Below are 22,356 nucleotides of genomic sequence, written 5' to 3'. Positions count from 1 at the left end.
TCCCCCGGCGCTTTCATACTCTCAAAACCTCTCAGGCGGCCTGCTTCGCCCGGCTGGCGCGCTTGCGCTCATTCGGATCGAGGAAGCGCTTGCGCAACCGGATCGACTTCGGCGTAACCTCGACCATCTCGTCGTCGTCGATATAGGCGATCGCCTGCTCGAGCGTCATCTTTTTCGGCGGCGTGAGGCGGATCGCATCGTCCTTGCCGCCCGATGCGCGGAAGTTGGTGAGCTGCTTCGCCTTCATCGGATTGACTTCGAGGTCGTCCGGCTTGGCGTTCTCGCCGACTACCATGCCCTCATAGAGCGCCTCGCCGTGCCCGACGAACAGGATGCCGCGCTCCTCGAGCGGGCCGAGCGCGTAGCTGTTGGCCTCGCCCGAGCCGTTCGAGATCAGCACGCCGTTCTTGCGGCCTTCGATCTGGCCCTTGTGCGGACCATACTTCTCGAACAGCCGGTTCATGATCCCGGTGCCGCGCGTGTCCGACAGGAACTCGCCGTGATAGCCGATCATCCCACGCGAAGGCGCTGAGAAGGTGATCCGGGTCTTGCCGCCGCCCGAGGGCCGCATGTCGGTCATCTCGGCCTTGCGGATGTTCATCTTCTCGACGACCGTGCCCGAATATTCCTCGTCGACGTCGATGATCACGGTCTCGTATGGCTCGGTCTTCTTGCCGTCCTCGTCGGTGCCGAACAGCACGCGCGGACGGCTGATGCCGAGCTCGAAGCCCTCGCGGCGCATCGTCTCGATCAGCACGCCGAGCTGGAGCTCGCCGCGGCCGGCGACTTCGTACGAATCGCGATCGTCGGCTTCGGTGACCTTGATCGCGACATTGCTCTCGGCTTCGCGGAACAGGCGGTCGCGGATCATCCGGCTGGTCACCTTGGTGCCCTCGCGGCCCGCCATCGGCGAATCGTTGACCGCGAAGCGCATCGACAGCGTCGGCGGATCGATCGGCTGGGCGTGGAGCGGCTCGGAGACCGAGGGGTCGCAGATCGTGTTCGAGACCGTCGCGGTGGTCAGCCCGGCGAGGCTGATGATGTCGCCCGCCTGCGCCTCTTCGGTCGGCACGCGCTCGAGCCCGCGGAAGGTCATGATCTTGGAGGCGCGGCCGGTCTCGACGATCTTGCCGTCATTATCGAGGGCGTGGATCTGCTGGTTGGTCTTGACCGAGCCCGAGAAGACCAGGCCGGTCAGGATGCGGCCGAGGAAATTGTCGCGGTCGAGCAAGGTGACGAGGAACTTGAACGGGCCGTCGGGATCGGCGGAAGGCGCCGGGATGTGCTCGACGATCTTGTTGAACAAGGGCGCCAGCGTGCCTTCGCGCGCGTCGGGGCTGACATTGGCATAGCCGTTGCGGCCCGAGGCGTAGAGCACCGGGAAGTCGAGCTGCTCGTCGCTCGCCTCGAGGCTGACGAACAGGTCGAACACTTCGTCGAGCACTTCCTGGATGCGCTCGTCGGGACGATCGACCTTGTTGACCACCACGATCGGACGCAGCCCGAGCGCGAGCGCCTTGCCGGTGACGAACTTGGTCTGCGGCATCGCGCCTTCGGAAGAATCGACCAGCAGGATCACGCCATCGACCATCGACAGGATCCGTTCGACCTCGCCGCCGAAATCGGCGTGGCCGGGCGTGTCGACGATGTTGATCCGCGTGCCTTCCCAGTCGACGCTGGTGCACTTGGCGAGAATCGTGATGCCCCGCTCTTTTTCCAAATCATTGGAATCCATGGCTCTTTCTTCGATCCGCTGGTTGTCGCGGAACGTGCCGGACTGGCGGAAGAGCTGGTCGACGAGCGTGGTCTTGCCGTGATCGACGTGGGCGATGATCGCCACGTTGCGGAGGTTCATGCGTATATCCTGATTGCCGCAAAGGTGCGGTTTCGCGGGCGCCTTTAGCGCAATTTGTGCGTTGCGGGAAGAGCAAGCGCCGCTACGGATGAAACCATGACCGAACCCCTCAACATCCTCGTCATCCTGGGCAGCGTCCGCGAGGGGCGCATGGCCGAGCCGGTCGCCAACTGGGTAGTCGAAAAGGCTGCCGAACGCGAGGGCCTCGCCTGCGAGCTGGTTGACCTGAAAGACTGGAACCTGCCCTTTTATCCTTTCGCCAAGCCCCCGGCGGCAGGCCACTATTCCGATCCGCTGCAGATCCGCTGGGCCAAAAAGGTCGCATCGGCCGACGGCTACATCCTTATCTGCCCCGAATATAATCACGGGCCCCCGGCGGTGCTCAAGAACGCGCTCGACTTCGTCTATGCCGAGTGGAACCGCAAGCCGGTGACCTTTCTCGGTTATGGCGGCAATGGCGCCGCGCGCTCGATCGAGCAGCTGACCTGCATCGCACGCGAGCTCCAGATGGCGCCGCTCGAAGCGTCGGTCCACATCATGGGGGTGTGGGGCAAGGTGAAGGAAGGCGTATTCGCCGGCGACGACAAGGATTTGCGCTGGACCCGGCACTTGTTCGACGAGCTGGCGTGGTGGGGAAAGGCGCTGAAGGCTGCGCGCAACGCGGATTAGAGTCAGGACTCGATTAGAAGTCCCTCGGGATCAAGGCGAATGCGATCGCGCCGCGCGCACCTTGCGAACCGAAGGTCACACCAGGGTCACACTATCGCGCATGTTCCCACAACGGACGGCCCACCCCGGAATTCACACAGGTCCGGCCAATACGCGCTTGGATTCCGGTCGGCATCCATATTGTCAAAGAGCGGCCCGACGGGCGGCAGCGCATTCATTCCAGCAAACGAAATCCTACATTGCAAGGGCCGAATCGACCCCGGGATACGAGCGCCGCCAACCCCTTGATATCCGCGCGAAGCCACATGGTTGCGATCGCCCCGAAGTGTCCTATTTAACTGACACACTTGGATAGCCGTCGCGATGCCCCTATGCTGGGTCCCGATAGCTTTTGGAGAGTTTGGAATGGCGACCGAGACTGCAGTAGCCGAACAGGAGCTGGTGCTCACGCCGCCGAGTCCCGTTGCGGTGGTGGCGCCCGAAAAGGCGGCCGGGCTGGTGCCGGTGGACGACACCAAGAAGAACGAGCTCGAGAAGCGCGTCGAGGGCTTTATCGACGATCTGATCGCGCAGGACGTCAACAGCCCCGAATTCGGCAAGCGCGTCGATGCGATCGCGGCGATGGGGCAGAAGGAAATCCGTGATGCCGCGGGCCAGTCCAATCGCTTCCTCGACCGACCGGTGCGCGCGATGAGCACCGATACCGGCGTTGGCGCCGATCTGCTCCAGCTGCGCAAGACTGTCGAAGAGCTGGATCCGGGCCGCAACGGCAAATTGATCGGCGGCAATGACGGGTTCCTGTCGAAGCTGTTCGGCGGCTCGCCGCTCAAGCAATATTTCCGCAAATACCAGTCGTCGCAGAGCCACATCCAGGGCATCCTCAAGAGCCTGTCCAGCGGCAAGGACGAGCTGTTGATGGACAATGCCGCGATCGACACCGAGCGCGCCAATCTGTGGGCGGCGATGGGCCGGCTCGAGCAGATGATTTATCTGTCCAAGGCGATGGACGCCAAGCTCGAGGACAAGGCGAACGAGCTCGATCACAGCGATCCTGCCAAGGCCAAGGCGCTCCGCGAGAGCGCGCTCTTCTATGTCCGCCAGCGCACCCAGGACCTGCTCACCCAGATGGCAGTGACGGTGCAGGGCTATCTGGCGCTCGATCTGGTCAAGAAGAACAATGTCGAGCTGGTCAAGGGCGTCGACCGCGCGTCGACGACCACCGTCTCGGCGCTGCGCACCGCGGTCACCGTCGCCCAGGCGCTGACCAACCAGAAGCTGGTGCTCGACCAGATCACCGCGATCAACACCACCACCGCGGGGCTGATCGATTCGACCGGGCAATTGCTCAAGAGCAACACCGCCGCGATCCACGAGCAGGCGGCGAATTCGACGATCCCCGTCGAGACGCTCCAGCGCGCGTTCCAGAACATCTATGACACGATGGACGCGATCGACACCTTCAAGCTGAAGGCGCTCGACAGCATGAAGACGACGGTCAACACGCTGTCGAACGAAGTCGAGAAGTCGAAGGGCTATATCGCCCGCGCCGAGGGTGCCGCGCAGAACCAGGGCGGTGGATCGACCGACACGTTCAAGCTGGAGGCGATGTAAAGATGCCCACCGACGTCGATCGCCAGCTTGCCCAGGCCGATGCGCTGCTCGATCGCACGCGCGAGCGCTATGCCTCGGTCTCGAAGCGCAGCAAGCAGCGCCGCGAGGCCGAGGTGCTGCGTCGGGTCGGGCGGATCGCGGCTGCCGACGGGCTGATCCTGGTGGTCGCGATCGTGTTCGGCGTCGCCGTCGCGCCGCTTGGCATGATGGGGGCGCTGCTCGTCGCGGCTTTGCTGATCGCGGCGACTTTGTTCTTTGCGGTGCTGCCGGTCAGCGCGGCGCCGAACGTCGAGAAGCTCGCCGAGGTGCCGCTCAAGGCGCTGCCGGTCACCACCGAGCGCTGGCTCGAGACCCAGCGTCCGGCCTTGCCCTCGCCGGTGCGCGGACTGGTTGATTCGATCGGCGTGAAGCTCGAGATTCTCGGGCCCCAGCTCGCTTTGCTCGACGAGAAATCGCCCGCCGCCGGCGAAGTGCGCAAGCTCGTCGGCGAGCAGCTCCCCGAGCTGATCAAGGGCTATGCGCGCGTCCCCGAACCGCTCCGCCGCGTCGAGCGCAACGGCCTGACTCCGGACCAGCAGCTCGCCCAGGGGCTGCAGGTGATCGACGACGAGATCTCCGAGATGTCGTCGCAGCTCGCTCAGGGCGACCTCGATCTGCTCGCGACTCGCGGCCGCTATCTCCAGATCAAATATCAGGGTGACGAGGCCAGCGGCCCCGCATAGTCCGCGTCGAACCCGCGCGCGAGTTCGCCAAGGCTGACCGCCCCGAACCGCGCGATCAGCAGCGCTTCGGCTTCCCGCAGCGCATCCTCGAGAGCCTCGTTGACCAGTTTCTCGACCAGGCAGTGCGTGGGTCCCGCCTCGTTTCCGATCGCGAAAAGCTGCGGTCCGCCGACCGCGCGGTGAACGTCGAGCAGCGAGATCGCGTCGAGATCGCAGGCCAGCGCCCAGCCGCCGCCATGCCCCTTCTCCGAGCGGACATACCCCGCGTCGCGCAGCCCCGCCATCGTCCGGCGTACCACCACCGGATTGGTCCGCAGCATCGTCGCGATCGCGTCCGAGGTCATCGGTCCGTCGTGGCGCGCCATGTGGAGCAGCACGTGGAGCATTCTGGAAAGGCGGCTGTCGCGTCGCATCACACGTTCCTTGAACCCCGCACCGCATTTGGCAAGCTGCGTCATTCATGATACATCTAATGTTACATGATTCGCAGGAGTGCTGGAATGCGCCGAATGAACGATCCCGATCGCTGGAACGAAATGGCCAAACATTATGAGGAGACCGCCCACCCGTTCACTGCGCCGTTCGCCGAGGCGGCGCTCGCGCGGATCGAAGTGACTCCGCAGACCCGGCTGCTCGACGTCGCGACCGGGACCGGTGCGCTCGCGCTGGCGGCAGCCTGGGCCGGCGCGCAAGTGCTCGCGACCGATTTCTCCGCGGGAATGGTGGCGAGGGTGACGGCGCACGGCCTGCCCAATCTGGAGGGCCGGACCATGGACGGGCAGGCGCTCGACTTGCCCGACGCATCGTTCGATGCGGTGTTCTCGATATTCGGGGTGATGATGTTCCCCGATTGGCGCAAGGGACTGTCCGAGATGGCGCGCGTCACCCGGCCGGGCGGCCATGGTGTCGTCGCCACCTGGCAGAGCGAAGGCGCCGCTACGCACCTGCTGCTGTCGCAAGTCGTGCGCACATTGTTCCCGGACCGCGATTGGCGATCGGGCCTGCCCGAGGGACTGACCTATCTCGGCAACCCCGAGCGGCTCGCCGCAGAGATGGTCGCCGCCGGCTATGCCGGGCCGAACATCGAGACGATGACGCACGACTATCTGCTCCGCATGACCGATCTCGTTCCCGAAACGCAGTTCGGCTTGAGCGAGGATTGGGCCGCGCTCGGCGCCGTCGACCAGAAGGCTGTGATCGACGAAGTGTACCGGCGCGCCGGCGGCAGGGAGGTCCTGCCCGTCCCGTCGACGGCGCTCATCGCGGTCGCGACGCGGCCGTGACGCGGCTCAGCCCTTGCCGATCGCGTCCTTCGCGCGGTCGGCAAGCCGCTCGACCGCCGCGGTATGAATGCCCGGGGCGGTGGCCAGCACCCCGAACGCCTGCGCATCCGGCGTATTGAAGTCGAGCGCACGGCCGAAAGCGTCGCTCACCGCCGCCCCGGCTTCCTCGGCGATCAATACCGCCGCTGCGATGTCCCACTCATTGCCCCAGCGGATCGTCGCGAGCAGATCGGCCTCGCCCGCCGCGACCATCGCGATACGCAATGCGATCGAATTGGGCTTGGCGACCATCACCAGGTCGCGGTCGACTTTCGAGAGCTGATCCGCCGGCACCCGCGCGCCGCCGAGTTGATCGCGCGCGGCCACGCACAGCCGCTCGCCATTGCGGAACGCGCCCTTGCCGGCTTCGGCGGTCCACACCTCCTGCCGCGCCGGCGCGTCGAGCACCCCGATCACCGGCTTGCCGCGCTCGACCAATGCCACCGAAACCGCCCAGCCGGGCCGCCCACGCAGATAGTCGCGCGTGCCGTCGATCGGGTCCACCACCCAGATCCGCTCGGCATCGAGCCGCGCGGCATTGTCGATCGTCTCTTCGGACAGCCAGCCGGCATCGGGAAGCAATTCGCCGAGCCGATACCGCAGCATGCCGTCGACTTCGAGGTCGACCGCGCACACCGGATTGCCCGGCGACTTCTCCCAGCGGCGGAAATCGGTGTTCCACAGCCGAATCGCGAACCGCCCGGCATCGGCGGCGATGTGCGCGACTTCGGCGGCGAGATCGGACTCAGGCACCGGCGATCGTCATCCCGTCGATGCGCAAGGTCGGCGCGTTGATCCCGTAGCGGAATTCCAAGTCGTTGGCGGGGGTCAGCGCGAGAAACATGTCCTTGAGATTGCCTGCGATGGTGATCTCGGAAACCGCGCGGGTGATCTCGCCTTTCTCGATCAGGAACCCCGCGGCACCGCGGCTGTAATCGCCGGTGACGCCGTTGACGCCCTGCCCGATCAGCTCGGTGACGAGGACGCCGCGATCGATCTCGCCGACAAGCGTCTCCGGGGGGATGCTGCCGGGCTGCATATAGAGGTTGCTCGGCGCCACGCCCGGCGCGCCGGCGCCGCCGCGCGCGGCGTGGCCGGTGGGTTCGAGCCCCAGCTGACGTGCCGACGCACTGTCGAGCAGCCATGTCTCGAGCATGCCGGCGTCGATCAGCTTGATCGGCAGCACCGGCAGGCCCTCGCCATCGAACGGACGCGAACGCAGCCCGCGCGGGCGGTGCGGATCGTCGCAGATCGTCACGCCCTTGGCGAACACCTGCTTGCCCAGGCAATCGAGCAGGAAGCTCGTCTTCCGCGTGATCGCCGCCCCGCCGATCGCGCCGAGCAGATGCCCGACCAGTCCCGCCGAGACGCGGCGATCGAACACCACCGGCATCGCGCCGCTGGACAGCTTGGCGGGGTCGAGCCGCGCCACTGCGCGCTCGCCGGCCAGCCGCCCCACAGCCTCGGGCGCTTCGAGCATCATCGCATGGCGCGCGCTGTGATGGGCGTGATCACGCTCCATCGCCCCGTCGCCGCCGGCGAGCACGCTCGCCGAGACACCGTGGCTGGTCTGGGCGTAGGCGCCGGTGAAGCCGTGGCTGGTGGCGATCGCCATCACCGATCGGCTGGCGCCCGCGCTGCCGCCCTCGCTGTTGGTCACTCCCGGCACTGCCCGCGCCGCATCCTCGGCGGCCAATGCGCGCGCCTTGAGCGTCTGGGGATCCTCGTTGGCGCCGTCGTCGAGGTCGAGCAACGGCGGACTGCCGTGCATCAGCCGTTCCTGCGGGGCGAGCCCGGCCCATTTGTCCTCGGGCGCCTCGCGCGCCATCGCGATCGCGCGCTCGACCAGCGCATCGAGCGACTCGCTGCTCAGGTCCGAAGTCGAGACGCTCGCCGAGCGCAACCCGACGAACAGCCGCAGCCCCAGTTCCTCGCTTTCCGAGCGCTCGACATCCTCGAGAGCGCCCATCCGCACCGAAACCGAAAGCGAGCGATCGGCGGCGAACACGGCGTCGGAGGCATCGGCACCCGCCGCGCGCGCTCGATCGACAATATCGTGGACGCGCTCGCAGGCTTGGGACTCGGTCAGCATCGCAGCGACTTAGGAGCCGTGCGGGTCGGGTGCAATCCTACCGTCACCCCCGCGAAGCCGGGGGCCCATCTCCCGCCATCGCCACCCAGCCAAACGGCTGTTATTCCATCTGGCCCGTCCACGAGATGGGCCCCCGCCTTCGCGGGGGTGACGAACGTAGCTAAAGCGTCTGCCCCACCACGAAGCATGCCGCGAACATCAGCAGTCCCGCGTTCCGGTTGGAGCGGAAGCGATCGAGCGCATTGGCGCCATCTGCGGGGACCAGGGTCACCACCTGCCAGCCGAGATGCAGCGCCATCGGCAGCAACGCGAGGAGCGCGAGCGGATCGGGGCGGAGTTGCCAGACGGCCGCGCCCCACAATGCCAGTGCCACTGCATAAAAGCCTGCAACGCCGCCCCGGACGTGGGCGCCCAGCCGCCGCGCCGAGGAGCGCACCCCGACCAACGCATCATCCTCGACATCCTGCAGCGCATAGATCGTGTCGTAACCGATGACCCATGCGATGCAGCCGGCATAGAGCATCAGTCCGGGCAGCCAGTCCGATTCGGGCGCCTCGGCCCAGCCGACCAAAGCCGCCCACGAAAAGACGAGGCCGAGCCATGCCTGCGGCCACCAGGTGATCCGCTTCATGAAGGGATAGGCCGCGACCAATGCGAGGCTGCCGAGCGCAATGCCGACGGCGAGCGGGCGAAGCTGAACCAGCACCACCAACCCGATCGCGCACAATAAAAGCAGCCACGCCCACGCCGCCTTGAGCGACACCGCGCCGCTGGCGAGCGGCCGGCTGGCGGTACGCGCGACCTGCCGGTCGAGATCGCGGTCGACCACGTCGTTGTAGACGCAGCCCGCACCGCGCATCGCGACGCTGCCGAGCAGGAACCACAGGATCAGGTCCCAGCGCGCCAGTGCATTGCCCGAAAGCGCGATCGCCCAGGCGCCTGGCCAGAACAACAGCCACCAGCCGATCGGCCGGTCGAACCGCGCGAGCAGCGCAAACGGGCGAGCCCCGACAGGGAGCATCCCAACCAGCCCGCGATGCTCGGTGTCCGGAACAAATTCGGTCTGGCGCATTCCACTCCCGTTCGCGCCGAGCTTGTCGAGGCGCCGTTTCTCTTTGCCGCGGCCGAAGAAAGAAGAACAGGGCTTCGACAAGCTCCGCCCGAACGGTTTAGAGGAAGCCATGCCTGCAACCCCCGCCTGGCCGCCGCAATCCACGCCGCGCCTGTTCGTCGAAACCGAACTGGCACCCGGCCCGCTACGGATCGACGGCGCGCCCGCGCATTATCTGATCCAGGTAATGCGAACGAAGACCGGCGATCCGGTAAAGCTGTTCGACGACAGGACCGGCGAATGGCTCGGCGTCGCGCAGGCTGTGGGCAAGCGCGACCTCGTCTTCGACGTCACCGAACGGCTGCGCGAGCGCGAGCCGGTGCCCGATCTGTGGCTGTGCGCCGCACCGATCAAGAAAGCGCGGATCGACTGGGTCGCCGAAAAGGCATGCGAACTCGGCGTCGCGCGGCTCGCGCCGGTGCTCACCCGCCGCGCGGTGGTCGACAAGCTCAACCTGGATCGGCTGCGCAGCCACATGATCGAGGCGGCCGAGCAATGCGGGCGCACCGCACTGCCCGAATTGGTCGAGCCGGTGAAGCTGCCCGCGCTGCTGCGCGACTGGCCGGCCGGGCGCGCCCTGTTCTTCGCCGACGAGACCGGCGGCCTGCCGGCGCTGGAAGCGATGCGGGCGAACCCAGGTCCCGCCGCAATCCTGGTCGGCCCCGAAGGCGGCTTCGACCCCGAAGAACGCGAAGCGATCCGCGCGCATACCAGCGCAGTCGGCATCGCGCTCGGCCCCCGCATCCTGCGCGCCGAAACTGCGGCCTTGGCGGCGGTAAGTCTTTGGATGGGCGCGGTCGGGGATTGGTGACCGAACGGTATGAAAATCCCCTCTGGCGCCCCTGACCCGGCGCAGGTAAAGGCGCGCGGATGAGCACGAAGACCGTTTCGGACAACAAAGCAGCGGTCATCGAAGATCGTGCCCAGCTGGTCGAGTATTTCGCCCGCGGCGAGAAGCCAGCCGAGCGCTGGCGGATCGGCACCGAGCACGAGAAGTTCGTCTATTGGAAGACCCCGGACCACCGCGCGCCCAGCTATGAGGAGCCCGGCGGCATCCACGCGCTGCTGATCGGCCTCACCCATTATGGCTGGAAGCCGGTCTATGAAGGCGAGAACATCATCGCGCTCTCTGGCCCGGACGGCGCGATCAGCCTCGAGCCCGCCGGCCAGTTCGAGCTTTCGGGCGCGCCGCTCGAGAATCTGCACGAGACCTGCGCCGAGACCGGCCGCCATCTCGCGCAGGTCAAGGAAGTCGGCGACCGGCTCGGCATCGGGTTCCTCGGCCTCGGCATGTGGCACGACAAGACCCGCGCCGAGCTGCCGATCATGCCCAAGGGGCGGTATGAAATCATGCTGCGCCACATGCCGCGCGTCGGCAGCCTCGGGCTCGACATGATGCTGCGCACCTGCACGATCCAGGTGAACCTCGATTACGGCTCCGAAGCCGACATGGCGAAGAAGTTTCGCGTCGGCCTCGCGCTTCAGCCGCTGGCGACCGCGCTCTTCGCCAATTCGCCCTTCACCGAGGGCAAGCCCAACGGCTTCCTCAGCTTCCGCAGCCATATCTGGTCGGACACCGATCCGGCACGCACCGGCATGCTGCCCTTCGTCTTCGAAGACGGCTTCGGCTACGAGCGCTACACCGACTATGCGCTCGATGTGCCGATGTACTTCGTCTACCGCGACGGCAAATATATCGACGCCGCCGGGCAGAGCTTCCGCGATTTCCTCAAGGGCGAGCTGCCCGCATATCCCGGCCACAAGCCGACGATCGACGATTGGGCGGATCACCTCTCGACGGCTTTTCCCGAAGTGCGGATGAAGCAGTTCCTCGAGATGCGCGGCGCCGATGGCGGGCGCTGGGGCCGGATCTGCGCGCTGCCGGCCTTCTGGGTCGGCCTGCTCTACGACGACGCCGCGCTCGACGCGGCGTGGGAGCTGGTCAAGCATTGGTCGATGGACGAGCGCGAGGCGCTGCGCAGCGCAGTGCCCAGGCTCGCGCTCGACGCCCCGATCCCCGGCGGCGGCAAGCTGCGCGACATTGCCGGCGAAGTGCTCGACATCTCCGCCGCGGGGCTAAACGCCCGCGCCCGGTTCAATGCGTCGGGTGATAATGAGAGCGGCTTCCTCGATCCGCTGCGCGAGATCGTCCGCACCGGCAAGGTCCCCGCACAGGTGCTGCTCGACCGTTTCAACGGCGATTGGGCCGGGGATATCAGCCGGGTGTACGAAGAGGCGAAGTTCTGACTTTCCGTCACCCCGGCGAAGGCCGGGGCCCAGGGTCACAGGCTATGTCGTTCTTGGCTCTGGGCCCCGGCCTTCGCCGGGGTGACGCGGGAGGTTAGCCGCGCGAACAGCCGCGGCACCGGCGCGTTGCGGGCCATCCACGCCGAATATTCCTGATACGCCGGATCGGCCCCGAGATGCCGCTCCTCCGTCCTCGCGCGCCAATAATAGACCCCGCTGACGCACGCCATCACTGCGGCGTTGCGGACCGCGTCGTGCCAGCCGGTGGTGGCGAGGAACGGCATCGTCGACAGCCACCAGAACAGGTTCTTCGAGAGATAGGCCGGGTGCCGCGACCAGGCATAAGGCCCGTGAGTCAGGATCCCGCGATGCGTGAGGTTCGAGAAGCGCAGCCCGAACGCGATCGTCGCCCAGGCATAGATCGCGGTCAGCGCGACCAGCAGCGCGCCGAGCACCGGAAGCACCCAGGGATAATTGCCCAGCCAGTAGGACCAGTCGGCGCTGCCCTCGTGATAATCGAGCGGCCCGCCCTGCCCCATCAGCAGGAAGGGCGGATAGCAGATCAGTGCGGCGGTCCAGCCGGCGGCGTAGGGATTGGCGGTGCGGATGTGCGAGTCGAGCGGGCGAAAGGTCAGGATGTAGCCCGCGGTCGCGAACGCCACGTCGATCACGAACATGAAGGTGACCAGATAGGTCGCCAGCCTGACCGGGTCGCCGAGCGCCGCGCGCGGGTCGATCGACACGAATTCGGCGAAGCCGGGCGGGACGATCGCGACCATGAAGGCGAGGAAGAACGCCTTCACTGCCCAGCTGCGCAGATGGTTGAAGATCGCCTCGCGGTCCCAGCCCTCCACCCCCATCGCCCAGGCGCCGAGCGACCAGGCGCCGTCGCGTGGGTGCACCAGCTTGCGGTCGAGCCACAGCACATAGGGTATCGAAAGCAGGAACAAGGCGGGCGCCACCACGACGAAGCACGACATCGCAAAGGGGTAATTTGCGTAGCGGGTCTCGCCCCAGACGCGGCCGAGCGCGTAGATCGCGGCGATCGCCCCCCAGGTCAGCCACAGCCCGGTCAGCTTGGTCACCGAGACGTCGCGCGTCTCGCGCCACGGCCGCGTCAGGCTCCAGTCGATCCCGGTCGAGGGATTGCGGTGCACCTTGTCGACCGCAAGCGACCAGATCACCATCGGCAGCGCGCAGGCGACGACGTTGACGAGCGCCGCATAGGGCCCGTTCATGCGGAAGACGTGCGCGACGATCACCCACGCGGACATCCCCGCCAGTCCGACCAAACCGACTGCGCCGCTCACCGCCGAGCGCGGACGCGGATCGGCCTTGGCGCGCGAGGCCAGAGCGGGATCGTGATACATGGCCGAAACATCTAGCCGGCAATGGTTAGCGGGCGGTGAAGGATCGGCTGACCCTTTACCTCCCGCATTTCAACGGCCTAAGAACTGCCATCTTCTCCCCGTCAACGAGGTCGCCCCCGAATGCTTCGTGCGCTTTCCGCCGCTGCCCTGCTTCTCGCCACCACTGCTCCCGCGCTTGCCCAGAATTCGGCGCCGCAGCCGGCCGCCTTCGTCGACACGATCCCCGAAGCCCGCGACATGGCCTATCCCGGCACGATGCTGCTCGACGTGGACGCCACCGACACCCAGCGCGGCATCTTCCGAGTCAAGCAGACCATCCCCGTCACCAGGACCGGCCATATGGTGCTGCTCTATCCGAAATGGCTGCAGGGCAAGCACGGACCCCGCGGCGAGATCGAGAAGCTAACCGGCCTCCAGATCAGCGCCGCCGGCAAGCGCCTGCAATGGAAGCGCGATCCCGTAGACGTCTTCGCCTTCCATATCGACGTGCCGAGCGGCGCGAAGAAGCTCGATCTCGAGTTCCAGTTCGCCTCGGCGACCGTCTCGAACCAGGGCCGCGTCGTGATGACCCCGGCGCTGATGAGCCTCCAGTTCAATTCGATGAGTCTCTATCCCGCCGGCTATTATGTCCGCCGCATCCCGGTGCAGGCGCGGGTGAAATACCCCGAAGGCTGGTCGGCCGCGTCGGGACTGCCGGCAAAGGCAACCGGCTCGATCTACAACTACGAGAAGACCAATTACGAAGTGCTCGTTGATTCGCCGGTGCTCGCCGGCCGCTATTACCGCCCGTTCGAACTGAGCCCGCGCGTCACGCTCGACGTGTTCGCCGACAGCCCCGAGGAACTCGAAGCCAAGCCCGAGCAGATCGAGGCCCACAAGCGCCTCGTCGATCAGGCGGTCAAGACGATGGGGTCGCAGCAATACGACCATTATCATTTCCTGCTTTCGATCAGCGACGAGCTCGGCGGCATCGGGCTCGAGCATCATCGCAGCTCGGAGAACGGCGTCTCGCTGGGCTATTTCACCAAATGGGCCGACGGCGCCGGCGACCGCAACCTGCTGCCGCACGAATATACCCATAGCTGGGACGGCAAATATCGCCGCGGCGCCGATCTCTGGGCGCCCGATTATCGTACCCCGACGCGCGGCTCCCTGCTCTGGGTGTACGAAGGGCAGACGCAATTCTGGGGCTATGTCTTCCAGACGCGCTCGGGGCTGGTGAGCAAGGCCGACACGCTCGATTCCTACGCCTCGATCATGGCCAGCCTCGACAATCGCAAGGCGCGCGAATGGCGGCCGATGGGCGACACCACCAACGATCCGGTGATCTCGTCGCGCGCCCCCAAGGGCTGGGTGAGCTGGCAGCGCTCGGAGGATTATTACAACGAAGGCCTGCTGATCTGGATGGAGGTCGATTCGATCCTGCGCGAGCAATCGAAGGGCACCAAGTCGATCGACGACTTCGCCCGCGCCTTCTTCCAGGGCCGCGACGGCGATTATGGCGAAGTGACCTACACCTTCGACGATGTCGTCCGCGCGCTGAACGCCGTCCAGCCCTATGACTGGCGCACCCTGCTCGACCAGCGAGTCAACCAGGTCTCGCAGCGCGCACCGCTCGCCGGATTCGAGCGCAACGGCTACAAGCTCGTCTATACCGAGGAGCCCAACAAGGCGACCAGCAAGACCACGGTAGATCTCGCTTATTCGCTCGGGCTCACGCTCGGCGCCAAGGGCATCACCAGCGTCGCCTGGGACAGCCCGGCGTTCGAAGCAGGCGTGGACCTCGGCGACGAGATCGTCGCAGTCAACGGCCGCGGCTATACCGGCGACCGGCTCAAGGACGCAGTCAAGCAGGCCAGGGGCGGCAAGGACCCGATCAGGCTGCTGCTCAAGAATGGCGATCGTTTCCGCGATGTTGCCATCGACTATCATGGCGGGCTTCGCTATCCGCACCTCGTGAAGACAGCCACGGGAGAGGCTGGCCTAGACAAGCTGCTCCAGCCCCGCTGAGACGGGGCGGAGACGCCAACCACGTAAGGTCCGAAATGCGTATCGACTTGATTCCGGTCGGCGACGATCCGCCGCACACCCTCAACGTCATCATCGAAGTGCCGACCGGCGGCGAGCCGGTGAAATATGAGTTCGACAAGGCCAGCGGCGCACTGTTCGTCGATCGCATCCTCCACACGCCGATGCGCTATCCGGCCAATTACGGCTTCGTGCCGCACACGCTTTCGCCCGATGGCGATCCGCTCGACGCGCTGGTGATCGCCCGCTCGCCGTTCATCCCCGGCTGCGTCGTCCGTGCGCGCCCGATCGCAGTGCTCAACCTCGAGGACGAAGCCGGCGGCGACGAGAAACTGATCTGCGTCCCCGACGACAAGACCTTTCCCTATTATTCGGATATCGAGGAAAAGGACGATCTGCCCAGCATCGTGATGGAGCAGATCGAGCATTTCTTCACGCACTATAAGGACCTCGAGAAGAAGAAGTGGGTGCGGGTCGGCACCTGGGGCGGCGCCGACGACGCCCGCCGCATCACCCTCGAGGCGATCGAGCGCTACAAGCAGGACAAGGCCGCGGCCTGACCGAGACGGGAGCGGCGATGACGCAAGGACATTTCGCGCAGCGCAAGGCGATCGGCCATCTGATCGCGCCGCCGCGCTTCCTGCTGTTCATCGCCGCCACCGCCGCCGCTTCGTTCTTCGCCATCCCGGCAATGGGGCTGCGCGTCGGCACGATGGCCGGGTTCGACGTGGGTGCACTCGCCTTTCTGGTCTCCGCGGCGCCCTTGCTGCGCCATCGCAGCGACGACATGCGCCGCTCGGCAGAGCGCAACGACGCCAACCGGCTGTTGCTGCTGCTGATCACCCTCGCCGTGAGCCTGGTCGTCCTCGTCGCGGTTGCCAGCGAATTGATGCAGAGCCAGTCGCCCGACGGGAAGTCGATCGCATTGATCGTCGGTACGCTGGTTTTGTGCTGGGTGTTCAGCAACACGATCTACGCGCTGCATTACGCCCATCTCTATTACCGCGCCGACAATGGCGGCGACGCGGGCGGCCTGCAATTTCCCGAGGCCCCCGAGCCCGATTATTGGGACTTCGTCTATTTCGCCTTCTGCCTGGGCATGACCTTCCAGACCAGCGACGTCAGCGTGACCGACCGCGGCATCCGCAAGGTGGTGACGTTGCACTGCCTCGCCGCCTTCGTGTTCAACCTCGGCATCGTCGCATTCACGATCAACGTGTTGGGGGGGTAGCAAGTCGCTTTGCGGAGTCGGCTCTCGGTAGTTTGCTTACGGACAGCTTGGCTGCGCAAAGCGCGGTTGGCGCCGCTCCACATCAGACCTGCGGCAAGGCAGCTAACGGCACTCGGAACACGACTGGATCGATCAGGGCATTTGGCATGACCTGATTGAAGCTCCAGGCTTCGTCGGGCCCACTGCCATCGTCCGTGTAGTTGGAGCCTGACACTATCAATCCACGACTCAAGTCCTTCTGTATGGAGTAGCACGCGGTAGACCCAACGAAGCCGTCCCCCATATTTATGCACCGCGCCTCGACGCCCGCGACCACCTCGTTCGTGCATCGGTTGACGAACGAACGGCGGTTGCACGGCGGAGCTTTAAAGCTCCAGCCTGAGCTTTCGAGATTGTCGGCAGTGGCCTTCAGGACCTTGACCTCTCGCCGCAATGTGATGCGAGCGGTGCAGGTGGCCGCATCCGAGGTTGCTGTAGGCACCGTCCTGAACTCGGCGATGAATTTTGCGCTCCGGTAGAGCTGATAGGTTCCCGACCATCGAAGCTCGTTCCCTTCGACCACAACCTTCTTGCCGCGTGCCGAACAAGCATTCTCCAATTGTTCTAGATCATCGTTCATGGTCACGTTGCCGATGGGCATCTCTGCGTACAGGCCGCGAACTCTTGTTTCGGTCGACGGGAAGACGCCGCTCGGAAGTGGGGCTTCAAACAAGCGATCTTCAGGTGCTGCAGAAGCGAGAATCAAAGAAAGTAGCGCCGAAGCTTCGGCAACAACTAACGCGGTCATCCCTCGCGACGTCCAGGCGCAGTTCGCACTCGTCCACTGGACATCCCAACCCCCTTCTCACGCAAGCCTGGCACCATGTCGGGCAAGTCAATATCGGCGCTCTGGCCAGTGTTTACTCAGTCGGAGCGGTGCTTCTGGTCGGCTGCAATGGAGACTGCAGACTGACCGCATTTCGGCACTTCGGCTCTGATGATGCCTCATCGTTTCTTCGGCTTCTTCTTCGGCGCCCGCAGCCCCGCCGCGATCCCCAGCCCGGCCCATTCGCGCATCGCGTCGGCATCGTCGTACACGTCGCTGGGCGCGCGGCGATAGTTCATCGAGTCGCTCATGCCCGTCGAGAACGTGACGGTGAAGCGCTCGCGATACCCCGCTTCGTCCCACAGCGCATTGCTCTCCGCGTCGGCCTTGAACCACAGCTCGCCGTCATGGACGATTCCGAAGATCGTGCCATCGAGATACAGCGTCGCGCCGCCCATCATCCGGCGCATCGTCACGGTGCCGATTGGCTCCAGCGCCTCGGTGACCCATGCGACAAGGCCGATGTCGACTGCCATCACTGCGACGTCAGCTTGAGCCCGGCGATGCAGGCGACCACGCCGAGGATCAGCAGCGAGCGCAGCACGGTGAACGGCTCGCCGAACCACAGCATGCCTACGATCACCGCGCCGAGCGCGCCGATCCCGGTCCATACGGCATAAGCGGTCCCCATCGGAATGCTGCGCGCGGCCATTTCGAGCAGCACCATCGACAAGGTCGCCGAGACGAGAAAGCCGAGCGTCCACGGGATATTCCGGAAGCCGTCGGCGTAGCGAAGGCACGTCGTGAAGCCGACTTCGAAGCAGCCGCCGAGGACCAGCAGCAGCCACGCCATCAGCCGCGCCCCGCCAGCGCGACGAGCGCGTCGCCGGCAACGCGCTGCACCCGCCACTCGTCCATGCCGACCGCGCCCATCGCGCGGTAGAATTGAATCGCCGGTTCGTTCCAGTCGAGCACTGCCCATTCGAACCGCCCGCAGCCGCGATCGAGCGCGATTCCGGCGAGATGGCGCAGCAAGGCGGTCCCCACCCCCAAACCGCGCGCGGCGGGCGTGACGTAGAGGTCCTCGAGATAGATTCCCGGCCGCCCGGTCCAGGTCGAGAAATTCTGGAAGAACAAGGCAAAGCCCGCAGGCGCGCCTTCCAGCTCCGCGATCACGGCCTCGGCTGTCGGACGCTCGCCGAACAGCGCGGCCTCGAGCAGCTCCTCGGTAGCCTCGACGGCGTCGGGTTCGCGTTCGAATTCGGCGAGTTCGCGCACCAGCCGCAGAATCAACGGCACGTCGGCGGGGGTGGCGGGACGTATTCGAGTCATGTCAGCGCAGCCTCTGCTTCGGGCGCGGCACCATGGCCGCCTTTCTTGCGCGCGGCGAGCACACAGCCCGCCACGATCAGCACGGTGCCCGCGATCGTCGCGAGCGTTACTTTCTCGCCGAACATCCACCAGCCCATCAGCGAAGCCCAGATGAACGCGGTATATTCGACCGGGAGCAATATCTGCGCCTCGGCGCGGGCATAGGCCCAGGACAGCAGGAGCAGCGACGTGATCGCCAGCAGGGCGGCCGCGCCGATCCCCGGCCAGTGCTGTGCGGCAGGCACCGCCAGCCACCACGGCGCCGCCAGCGCGAGCAACCCGAGCACGAACATGTTCTGGAAGAAGGCGATCTCGAGCGGCTTGGCCAGCTGCGCCTGATGCCGCGCGACGACGAGGTTCATCGCATAGACCACCGCCGAGAACAGAACCGCCGCCATACCGAGCACGGTATCCTCGCTGTGCGTCCCGCCAATGCGGCCGGCGACGACCACCGCCACGCCGGCGAGCCCGAGCAGCGATCCCCACACCGATTGCGCGTTGATGCTTTCCTTGAGAAACAATGCGGCAAGCCCGAGCGCGATCAGCGGCGCGATGAACGACAATGCGATCGCCTCGGCGAGCGGCACGCGGACGATCCCCCAGAAGAACGCGATCGCCATCACCGCGACGAGAATGCTGCGCCCGAAATGCACCCGCATCGTGCTCCGGCTCGGCAAGGTCGGCCGGGTGCAGGCATAGACCGCGCCGGTCAGCAGCACCGCGACACCGAGCCGCCAGACCAGAGTGTTGTACGCGCCGATCTCGATCGACACCGCCTTCATCACGGCGTCCATGATCGCATAGAGCGCGATCCCGGCCGCGGCAGCAGCTAGCGCAACAGTGTGAGGACCCCGCATATTGCGCGCATAGCGGGCGCACAGGCCGGCGTCACCTAGCGGAGCCGCATCTCGTCGCCCGCCAGATGCACCGAGCGCAGCTTGCGCAGATAGGATTGGCCGAGCAGCGACACGTCGAGATCCTCGACCACGGCGGCGTGGACGTCGCGGACGCGCTTGCCGTCGAGCACGATGTCGTCGATCACCACGCGCTGCCCCATGACGTCGCCCGAAGCGCCGCGCGCGACGACCTGAAACTGGTCCTCGTCAAATTTGACCTTCGCGCGCCGCGCATCGTCGAGGGTGAGCGCGACCATGTCGGCGCCGGTATCGACCACGAACCGTATCGTCTCGCCGTCCACCTGGGCGAAGGCCAGAAAATGGCCGTTGCTGTCGGGCTTGATCACTGTCTCGACCGGAACGTCGGCGGGGGCGGCCTCGGCGATGCCGGCTACCGGCGCCGGCGCGCGCCTGACCGGTGCCATGACGCCGATGACGATGCCCACCGCTACGACCGAGAGAAATGCCCACCGCATATTGCCTGCGAGTCTAGCGCGGGACACTTACCGGCTGGCTAACGCGACATGGCTGCGCAATCACCATCACCGATTGCCGCCATTCAGTTCTCCTGCGAAAGCAGGAGCCCAAGGTATATAGCCCGCCATTATCCTGGGCTCCTGCTTTCGCAGGCGCACGAGTCGGGAAGTATTCCGCCGTCCTTGGTGATTGAGGCCTAAATCACTCCGCCGCCTGGACCACGGCGCTCTCGGCGGCTTCGATCTCCGCCGCCTTGGCTTCGACCAGCCTGACGATGTGGTTGACCATATCGGCGTCCTGGACATGGTGGTCGGTGACCCCGGACAGATAGACCATGTGCTTGCCGTTGCCACCGCCGGTGATGCCGATATCGGTCTCGCGCGCCTCGCCGGGGCCGTTGACGACGCAGCCGAGTACCGAGAGCGACATCGGCGTGCGGATATGCTGGAGCCGCTCCTCCAGCGCCTGGACGGTGCGAATCACGTCGAAGCCCTGCCGCGCACAGCTCGGGCACGAGACGACGCGCACCCCGCGATTGCGGATGCCGAGCGCCTTGAGGATCTCGAAGCCGACGCGGACTTCTTCCTCGGGCTCGGCCGAAAGACTGACGCGGATCGTGTCACCGATCCCGTACCAGAGCAGCGAGCCCATCCCGATCGCCGACTTGACCGTGCCGCCGACGAACCCGCCCGCCTCGGTGATGCCCAAATGCAGCGGGCAATCCACCTGATCGGCGAGCTGCTGGTACGCGGCGACCGCGAGGAACAGATCGGAGGCCTTCACCGCGACCTTGAATTCGTGGAAGTCGCGGTCCTGGAGCAATTTGATGTGGTCGAGCGCTGATTCGACCAGCGCCTCGGGGCACGGCTCGCCGTATTTCTCGAGCAGGTCCTTCTCCAACGACCCCGCATTGACGCCGATGCGGATCGCGCAGCCATTGGCCTTGGCGGCATTGACCACTTCGTTGACGCGTTCGGCGCTGCCGATATTGCCCGGATTGATCCGCAGGCACGCCGCGCCGGCATCGGCCGCCTCGAGCGCGCGCTTATAGTGGAAATGGATGTCGGCGACGATCGGCACGCGCGCGGCACGGACGATCTGGCCGAGCGCGGCGGTGCTCTCCACATCGGGGCACGAGACGCGGATGATGTCGACGCCGGCGTCCTCGCAGCGACGGATCTGGTCGATCGTCGCGCCGGGGTCGCTGGTTGGGGTGTTGGTCATCGTCTGCACCGTCACCGGCGCATCGCCGCCGACGGGGACGTTGCCCACCATGATCTGGCGGCTTTGCCGACGGACGATATCGCGCCACGGGCGGAGGGACATGGGATTCCTTGCTAACGCTTTGCTTACGTGACTGGGCATATAGCCCTCCCGGCCTCGCCGCGAAAGGCGCGAGTGCCAAGGGACACCGGTTTGACAGCGCCGCGCGAGACTTTCGAAACCGCGCCGAGCCAGCGCCATTATGGCATGGACTGGCTGCGCATCGCCGCATTCGCGCTGCTGATCGTCTATCACGTCGCGATGGTGTTCGCGCCCTGGGCGTGGGTTATCAAGACCAGCCACAGCTACCCAGCGCTGATCCCGCCAATGGCCTTGCTGACGCCGTGGCGGCTGCCCTTGCTCTTCGCCGTCTCGGGCTATGCCTCGCGCAAATTGTTCGACCGTGCCGGCGGCGCCTTGCCCTTCGCCGGCTCGCGTGCGGCGCGGCTGCTCGTTCCGCTCGCCTTCGGCATGGCGGCGTTCGTGCCGATCGAGATGTGGGTGCGCGTACTCGAGACGGGCTACCCGCACGGCTATCTGCATTTTTGGGCGCTGGATTATTGGCGCATCGGCACTTTCTACGGCCGCGCGTTTCCGAGCTGGGAGCATCTCTGGTTCGTCGCCTATCTCGCCACCTACAGCCTGTTGCTGGCGGCGGTGATCGGCTGGCAGGGCGCACGCGTGATCGCGCTGCTGGACCGGGCAGCAGACTGGCTCGTGCAGGGCCCGCGCCTGTTGTGGGTGCCGATCGCCGCGCTCGCGACGCTGCGGCTCGGGCTGCTGTTCCTCGTGCCCGAACGGCAAGGGCTGGTCAGCGACTGGGGTGGCCACAGCCAATATGTCCCGATCTTCCTGTTCGGCTTCACCCTCGCCGGCGCGCCGCGGCTCTGGCCGGCGATCGCGCGGGCATGGAAGTCCGCGCTGGCAGTGACGGTGGTGGCCGGGGCGTTCATCGTCGCGATCGAAGTCGCCTATCCGGGGACGGCAATCCCGCCGCACGCGCTGATGGCGCTCGATCGTGCCGCACGGGTGGCGATGGCGTGGAGCGTAATCGTCGTGCTTTTCCACCTCGCTGAGACCTGGTGGAACCGCGATCACCGCTGGCGCAAGCCGCTCGCCGAGGCGGTGTTCCCCTTCTACATCGTCCACCACCCCGCGATCGTGCTGATCGCCTGGTACACGCTGCCGCTGGAACTTGGCCCAGCTACCGAATTCGCGCTTCTCCTTGGTGGGACGCTAGCGATTTGCCTTGTGGTCTGGGCGATGGGCCGGAAGGTCGGCTGGCT

General features: G+C 65.9%; 22 protein-coding genes and 1 pseudogene. 10 read left to right on the top strand and 13 right to left on the bottom strand.

Translation table 11 applies throughout. The annotated features are described in order from the left end of the window. Positions 1 to 31: 31 nt before the first annotated feature. Complete coding sequence (gene typA / locus E5A73_RS14220) at positions 32 to 1,855, bottom strand: translational GTPase TypA (protein ID WP_135964498.1); 1,824 nt, start codon at positions 1,853 to 1,855, stop codon at positions 32 to 34. A 96-nt stretch (positions 1,856 to 1,951) separates the two neighbouring features. Here typA and E5A73_RS14215 point away from each other — a divergent pair, with 96 nt between their 5' ends. The 3 genes from E5A73_RS14215 (at position 1,952) to E5A73_RS14205 (ending at position 4,857) form a co-directional block, all read left to right on the top strand. Continuing rightward, complete coding sequence (locus E5A73_RS14215; RefSeq protein ID WP_135964497.1) at positions 1,952 to 2,524, top strand: NADPH-dependent FMN reductase; 573 nt, start codon at positions 1,952 to 1,954, stop codon at positions 2,522 to 2,524. A 405-nt stretch (positions 2,525 to 2,929) separates the two neighbouring features. Then, on the top strand, positions 2,930 to 4,135 hold the full coding sequence (locus tag E5A73_RS14210; RefSeq protein ID WP_135964496.1) for a toxic anion resistance protein: 1,206 nt from the start codon (positions 2,930 to 2,932) through the stop codon (positions 4,133 to 4,135). A 2-nt stretch (positions 4,136 to 4,137) separates the two neighbouring features. Continuing rightward, the gene (locus E5A73_RS14205) at positions 4,138 to 4,857 is read left to right on the top strand and encodes a hypothetical protein (RefSeq protein WP_135964495.1); all 720 of its coding nucleotides are present in this window, start codon (positions 4,138 to 4,140) and stop codon (positions 4,855 to 4,857) included. On the opposite strand, the gene E5A73_RS14200 is transcribed toward E5A73_RS14205, so the two are convergent. Further along, a complete protein-coding gene (locus E5A73_RS14200; protein ID WP_135964494.1) occupies positions 4,827 to 5,270 on the bottom strand; it encodes an Rrf2 family transcriptional regulator in 444 nt (147 codons plus the stop codon). The genes E5A73_RS14205 and E5A73_RS14200 overlap by 31 nt on opposite strands. Before the next feature lie 96 nt (positions 5,271 to 5,366). Here E5A73_RS14200 and E5A73_RS14195 point away from each other — a divergent pair, with 96 nt between their 5' ends. Then, the gene (locus E5A73_RS14195) at positions 5,367 to 6,140 is read left to right on the top strand and encodes a class I SAM-dependent methyltransferase (protein ID WP_240700187.1); all 774 of its coding nucleotides are present in this window, start codon (positions 5,367 to 5,369) and stop codon (positions 6,138 to 6,140) included. Between the two features lie 6 nt (positions 6,141 to 6,146). On the opposite strand, the gene E5A73_RS14190 is transcribed toward E5A73_RS14195, so the two are convergent. The 3 genes from E5A73_RS14190 to ubiA all read right to left on the bottom strand — a co-directional run bounded on the left by E5A73_RS14190 (position 6,147) and on the right by ubiA (position 9,343). Further along, positions 6,147 to 6,932 carry a 3'(2'),5'-bisphosphate nucleotidase CysQ gene (locus tag E5A73_RS14190; RefSeq protein WP_135964492.1) on the bottom strand — a complete coding sequence of 262 codons (786 nt, stop codon included), beginning with the start codon at positions 6,930 to 6,932 and terminating at the stop codon, positions 6,147 to 6,149. After that, positions 6,925 to 8,271, bottom strand: a complete 1,347-nt coding sequence (locus E5A73_RS14185; RefSeq protein ID WP_135964491.1) for a TldD/PmbA family protein — start codon at positions 8,269 to 8,271, stop codon at positions 6,925 to 6,927. The genes E5A73_RS14190 and E5A73_RS14185 overlap by 8 nt, the downstream gene beginning before the upstream one ends. A 160-nt stretch (positions 8,272 to 8,431) precedes the next feature. After that, entirely contained in the window at positions 8,432 to 9,343 is a 912-nt protein-coding gene (ubiA, locus tag E5A73_RS14180) for a 4-hydroxybenzoate octaprenyltransferase (RefSeq protein ID WP_135964490.1), read from the bottom strand. Positions 9,344 to 9,452: 109 nt separating this feature from the next. On the opposite strand from ubiA, the gene E5A73_RS14175 reads away from it, so the two are divergent. Then, positions 9,453 to 10,193 (top strand): 16S rRNA (uracil(1498)-N(3))-methyltransferase, encoded by a 741-nt coding sequence (locus E5A73_RS14175; RefSeq protein ID WP_135964489.1) that lies wholly within the window; start codon positions 9,453 to 9,455, stop codon positions 10,191 to 10,193. Between the two features lie 59 nt (positions 10,194 to 10,252). Continuing rightward, positions 10,253 to 11,629 carry a glutamate--cysteine ligase gene (locus E5A73_RS14170; protein WP_135964488.1) on the top strand — a complete coding sequence of 459 codons (1,377 nt, stop codon included), beginning with the start codon at positions 10,253 to 10,255 and terminating at the stop codon, positions 11,627 to 11,629. Positions 11,630 to 11,664: 35 nt separating this feature from the next. Here the strand turns inward: E5A73_RS14170 and E5A73_RS14165 are convergent, their stop codons facing one another. Further along, positions 11,665 to 12,999, bottom strand: coding sequence for a methyltransferase family protein (locus E5A73_RS14165; RefSeq protein ID WP_206366498.1), 1,335 nt, complete (start codon positions 12,997 to 12,999; stop codon positions 11,665 to 11,667). Between the two features lie 120 nt (positions 13,000 to 13,119). Here E5A73_RS14165 and E5A73_RS14160 point away from each other — a divergent pair, with 120 nt between their 5' ends. From E5A73_RS14160 to E5A73_RS14150, 3 genes are read left to right on the top strand one after another with little or no spacing between them, the layout of a single operon-like run. Further along, the gene (locus tag E5A73_RS14160) at positions 13,120 to 15,009 is read left to right on the top strand and encodes a M61 family metallopeptidase (protein ID WP_135964487.1); all 1,890 of its coding nucleotides are present in this window, start codon (positions 13,120 to 13,122) and stop codon (positions 15,007 to 15,009) included. A 35-nt stretch (positions 15,010 to 15,044) separates the two neighbouring features. Beyond that, on the top strand, positions 15,045 to 15,587 hold the full coding sequence (gene ppa, locus E5A73_RS14155) for an inorganic diphosphatase (RefSeq protein WP_135964486.1): 543 nt from the start codon (positions 15,045 to 15,047) through the stop codon (positions 15,585 to 15,587). Between the two features lie 17 nt (positions 15,588 to 15,604). Continuing rightward, positions 15,605 to 16,258 carry a DUF1345 domain-containing protein gene (locus E5A73_RS14150; protein ID WP_206366497.1) on the top strand — a complete coding sequence of 218 codons (654 nt, stop codon included), beginning with the start codon at positions 15,605 to 15,607 and terminating at the stop codon, positions 16,256 to 16,258. 82 nt (positions 16,259 to 16,340) lie between these two features. On the opposite strand, the gene E5A73_RS14145 is transcribed toward E5A73_RS14150, so the two are convergent. The 7 genes from E5A73_RS14145 to ispG all read right to left on the bottom strand — a co-directional run bounded on the left by E5A73_RS14145 (position 16,341) and on the right by ispG (position 21,133). After that, entirely contained in the window at positions 16,341 to 17,045 is a 705-nt protein-coding gene (locus tag E5A73_RS14145; protein WP_135964485.1) for a hypothetical protein, read from the bottom strand. A gap of 197 nt (positions 17,046 to 17,242) precedes the next feature. Continuing rightward, positions 17,243 to 17,599 (bottom strand): TfoX/Sxy family protein, encoded by a 357-nt coding sequence (locus tag E5A73_RS14140; protein ID WP_135964484.1) that lies wholly within the window; start codon positions 17,597 to 17,599, stop codon positions 17,243 to 17,245. Beyond that, positions 17,599 to 17,916, bottom strand: coding sequence for a DMT family transporter (locus E5A73_RS14135; RefSeq protein WP_135964483.1), 318 nt, complete (start codon positions 17,914 to 17,916; stop codon positions 17,599 to 17,601). Before E5A73_RS14135 ends, E5A73_RS14140 begins: the two co-directional genes overlap by 1 nt. Continuing rightward, positions 17,916 to 18,395, bottom strand: coding sequence for a GNAT family N-acetyltransferase (locus E5A73_RS14130; RefSeq protein WP_135964482.1), 480 nt, complete (start codon positions 18,393 to 18,395; stop codon positions 17,916 to 17,918). The genes E5A73_RS14135 and E5A73_RS14130 overlap by 1 nt, the downstream gene beginning before the upstream one ends. Further along, positions 18,392 to 19,291, bottom strand: a complete 900-nt coding sequence (locus E5A73_RS14125; protein ID WP_135964481.1) for a DMT family transporter — start codon at positions 19,289 to 19,291, stop codon at positions 18,392 to 18,394. Before E5A73_RS14125 ends, E5A73_RS14130 begins: the two co-directional genes overlap by 4 nt. 35 nt (positions 19,292 to 19,326) lie before the next feature. After that, positions 19,327 to 19,806, bottom strand: coding sequence for a retropepsin-like aspartic protease family protein (locus tag E5A73_RS14120; RefSeq protein ID WP_135964480.1), 480 nt, complete (start codon positions 19,804 to 19,806; stop codon positions 19,327 to 19,329). 202 nt (positions 19,807 to 20,008) lie between these two features. Beyond that, on the bottom strand, positions 20,009 to 21,133 hold the full coding sequence (ispG, locus tag E5A73_RS14115; protein ID WP_135964479.1) for a flavodoxin-dependent (E)-4-hydroxy-3-methylbut-2-enyl-diphosphate synthase: 1,125 nt from the start codon (positions 21,131 to 21,133) through the stop codon (positions 20,009 to 20,011). 144 nt (positions 21,134 to 21,277) lie between these two features. Here ispG and E5A73_RS14110 point away from each other — a divergent pair. Then, positions 21,278 to 22,318: pseudogene (locus E5A73_RS14110) on the top strand (acyltransferase family protein); the annotation flags it as partial. Positions 22,319 to 22,356: the final 38 nt, after the last annotated feature.

This window comes from Sphingomonas gei, assembly GCF_004792685.1.
GTDB classification, from domain to species: Bacteria; Pseudomonadota; Alphaproteobacteria; order Sphingomonadales; family Sphingomonadaceae; genus Sphingomonas; species Sphingomonas gei.
The sequence above is the reverse complement of the archived record's forward strand: the minus strand, read 5'-3'. Positions and strand labels throughout refer to the sequence as shown.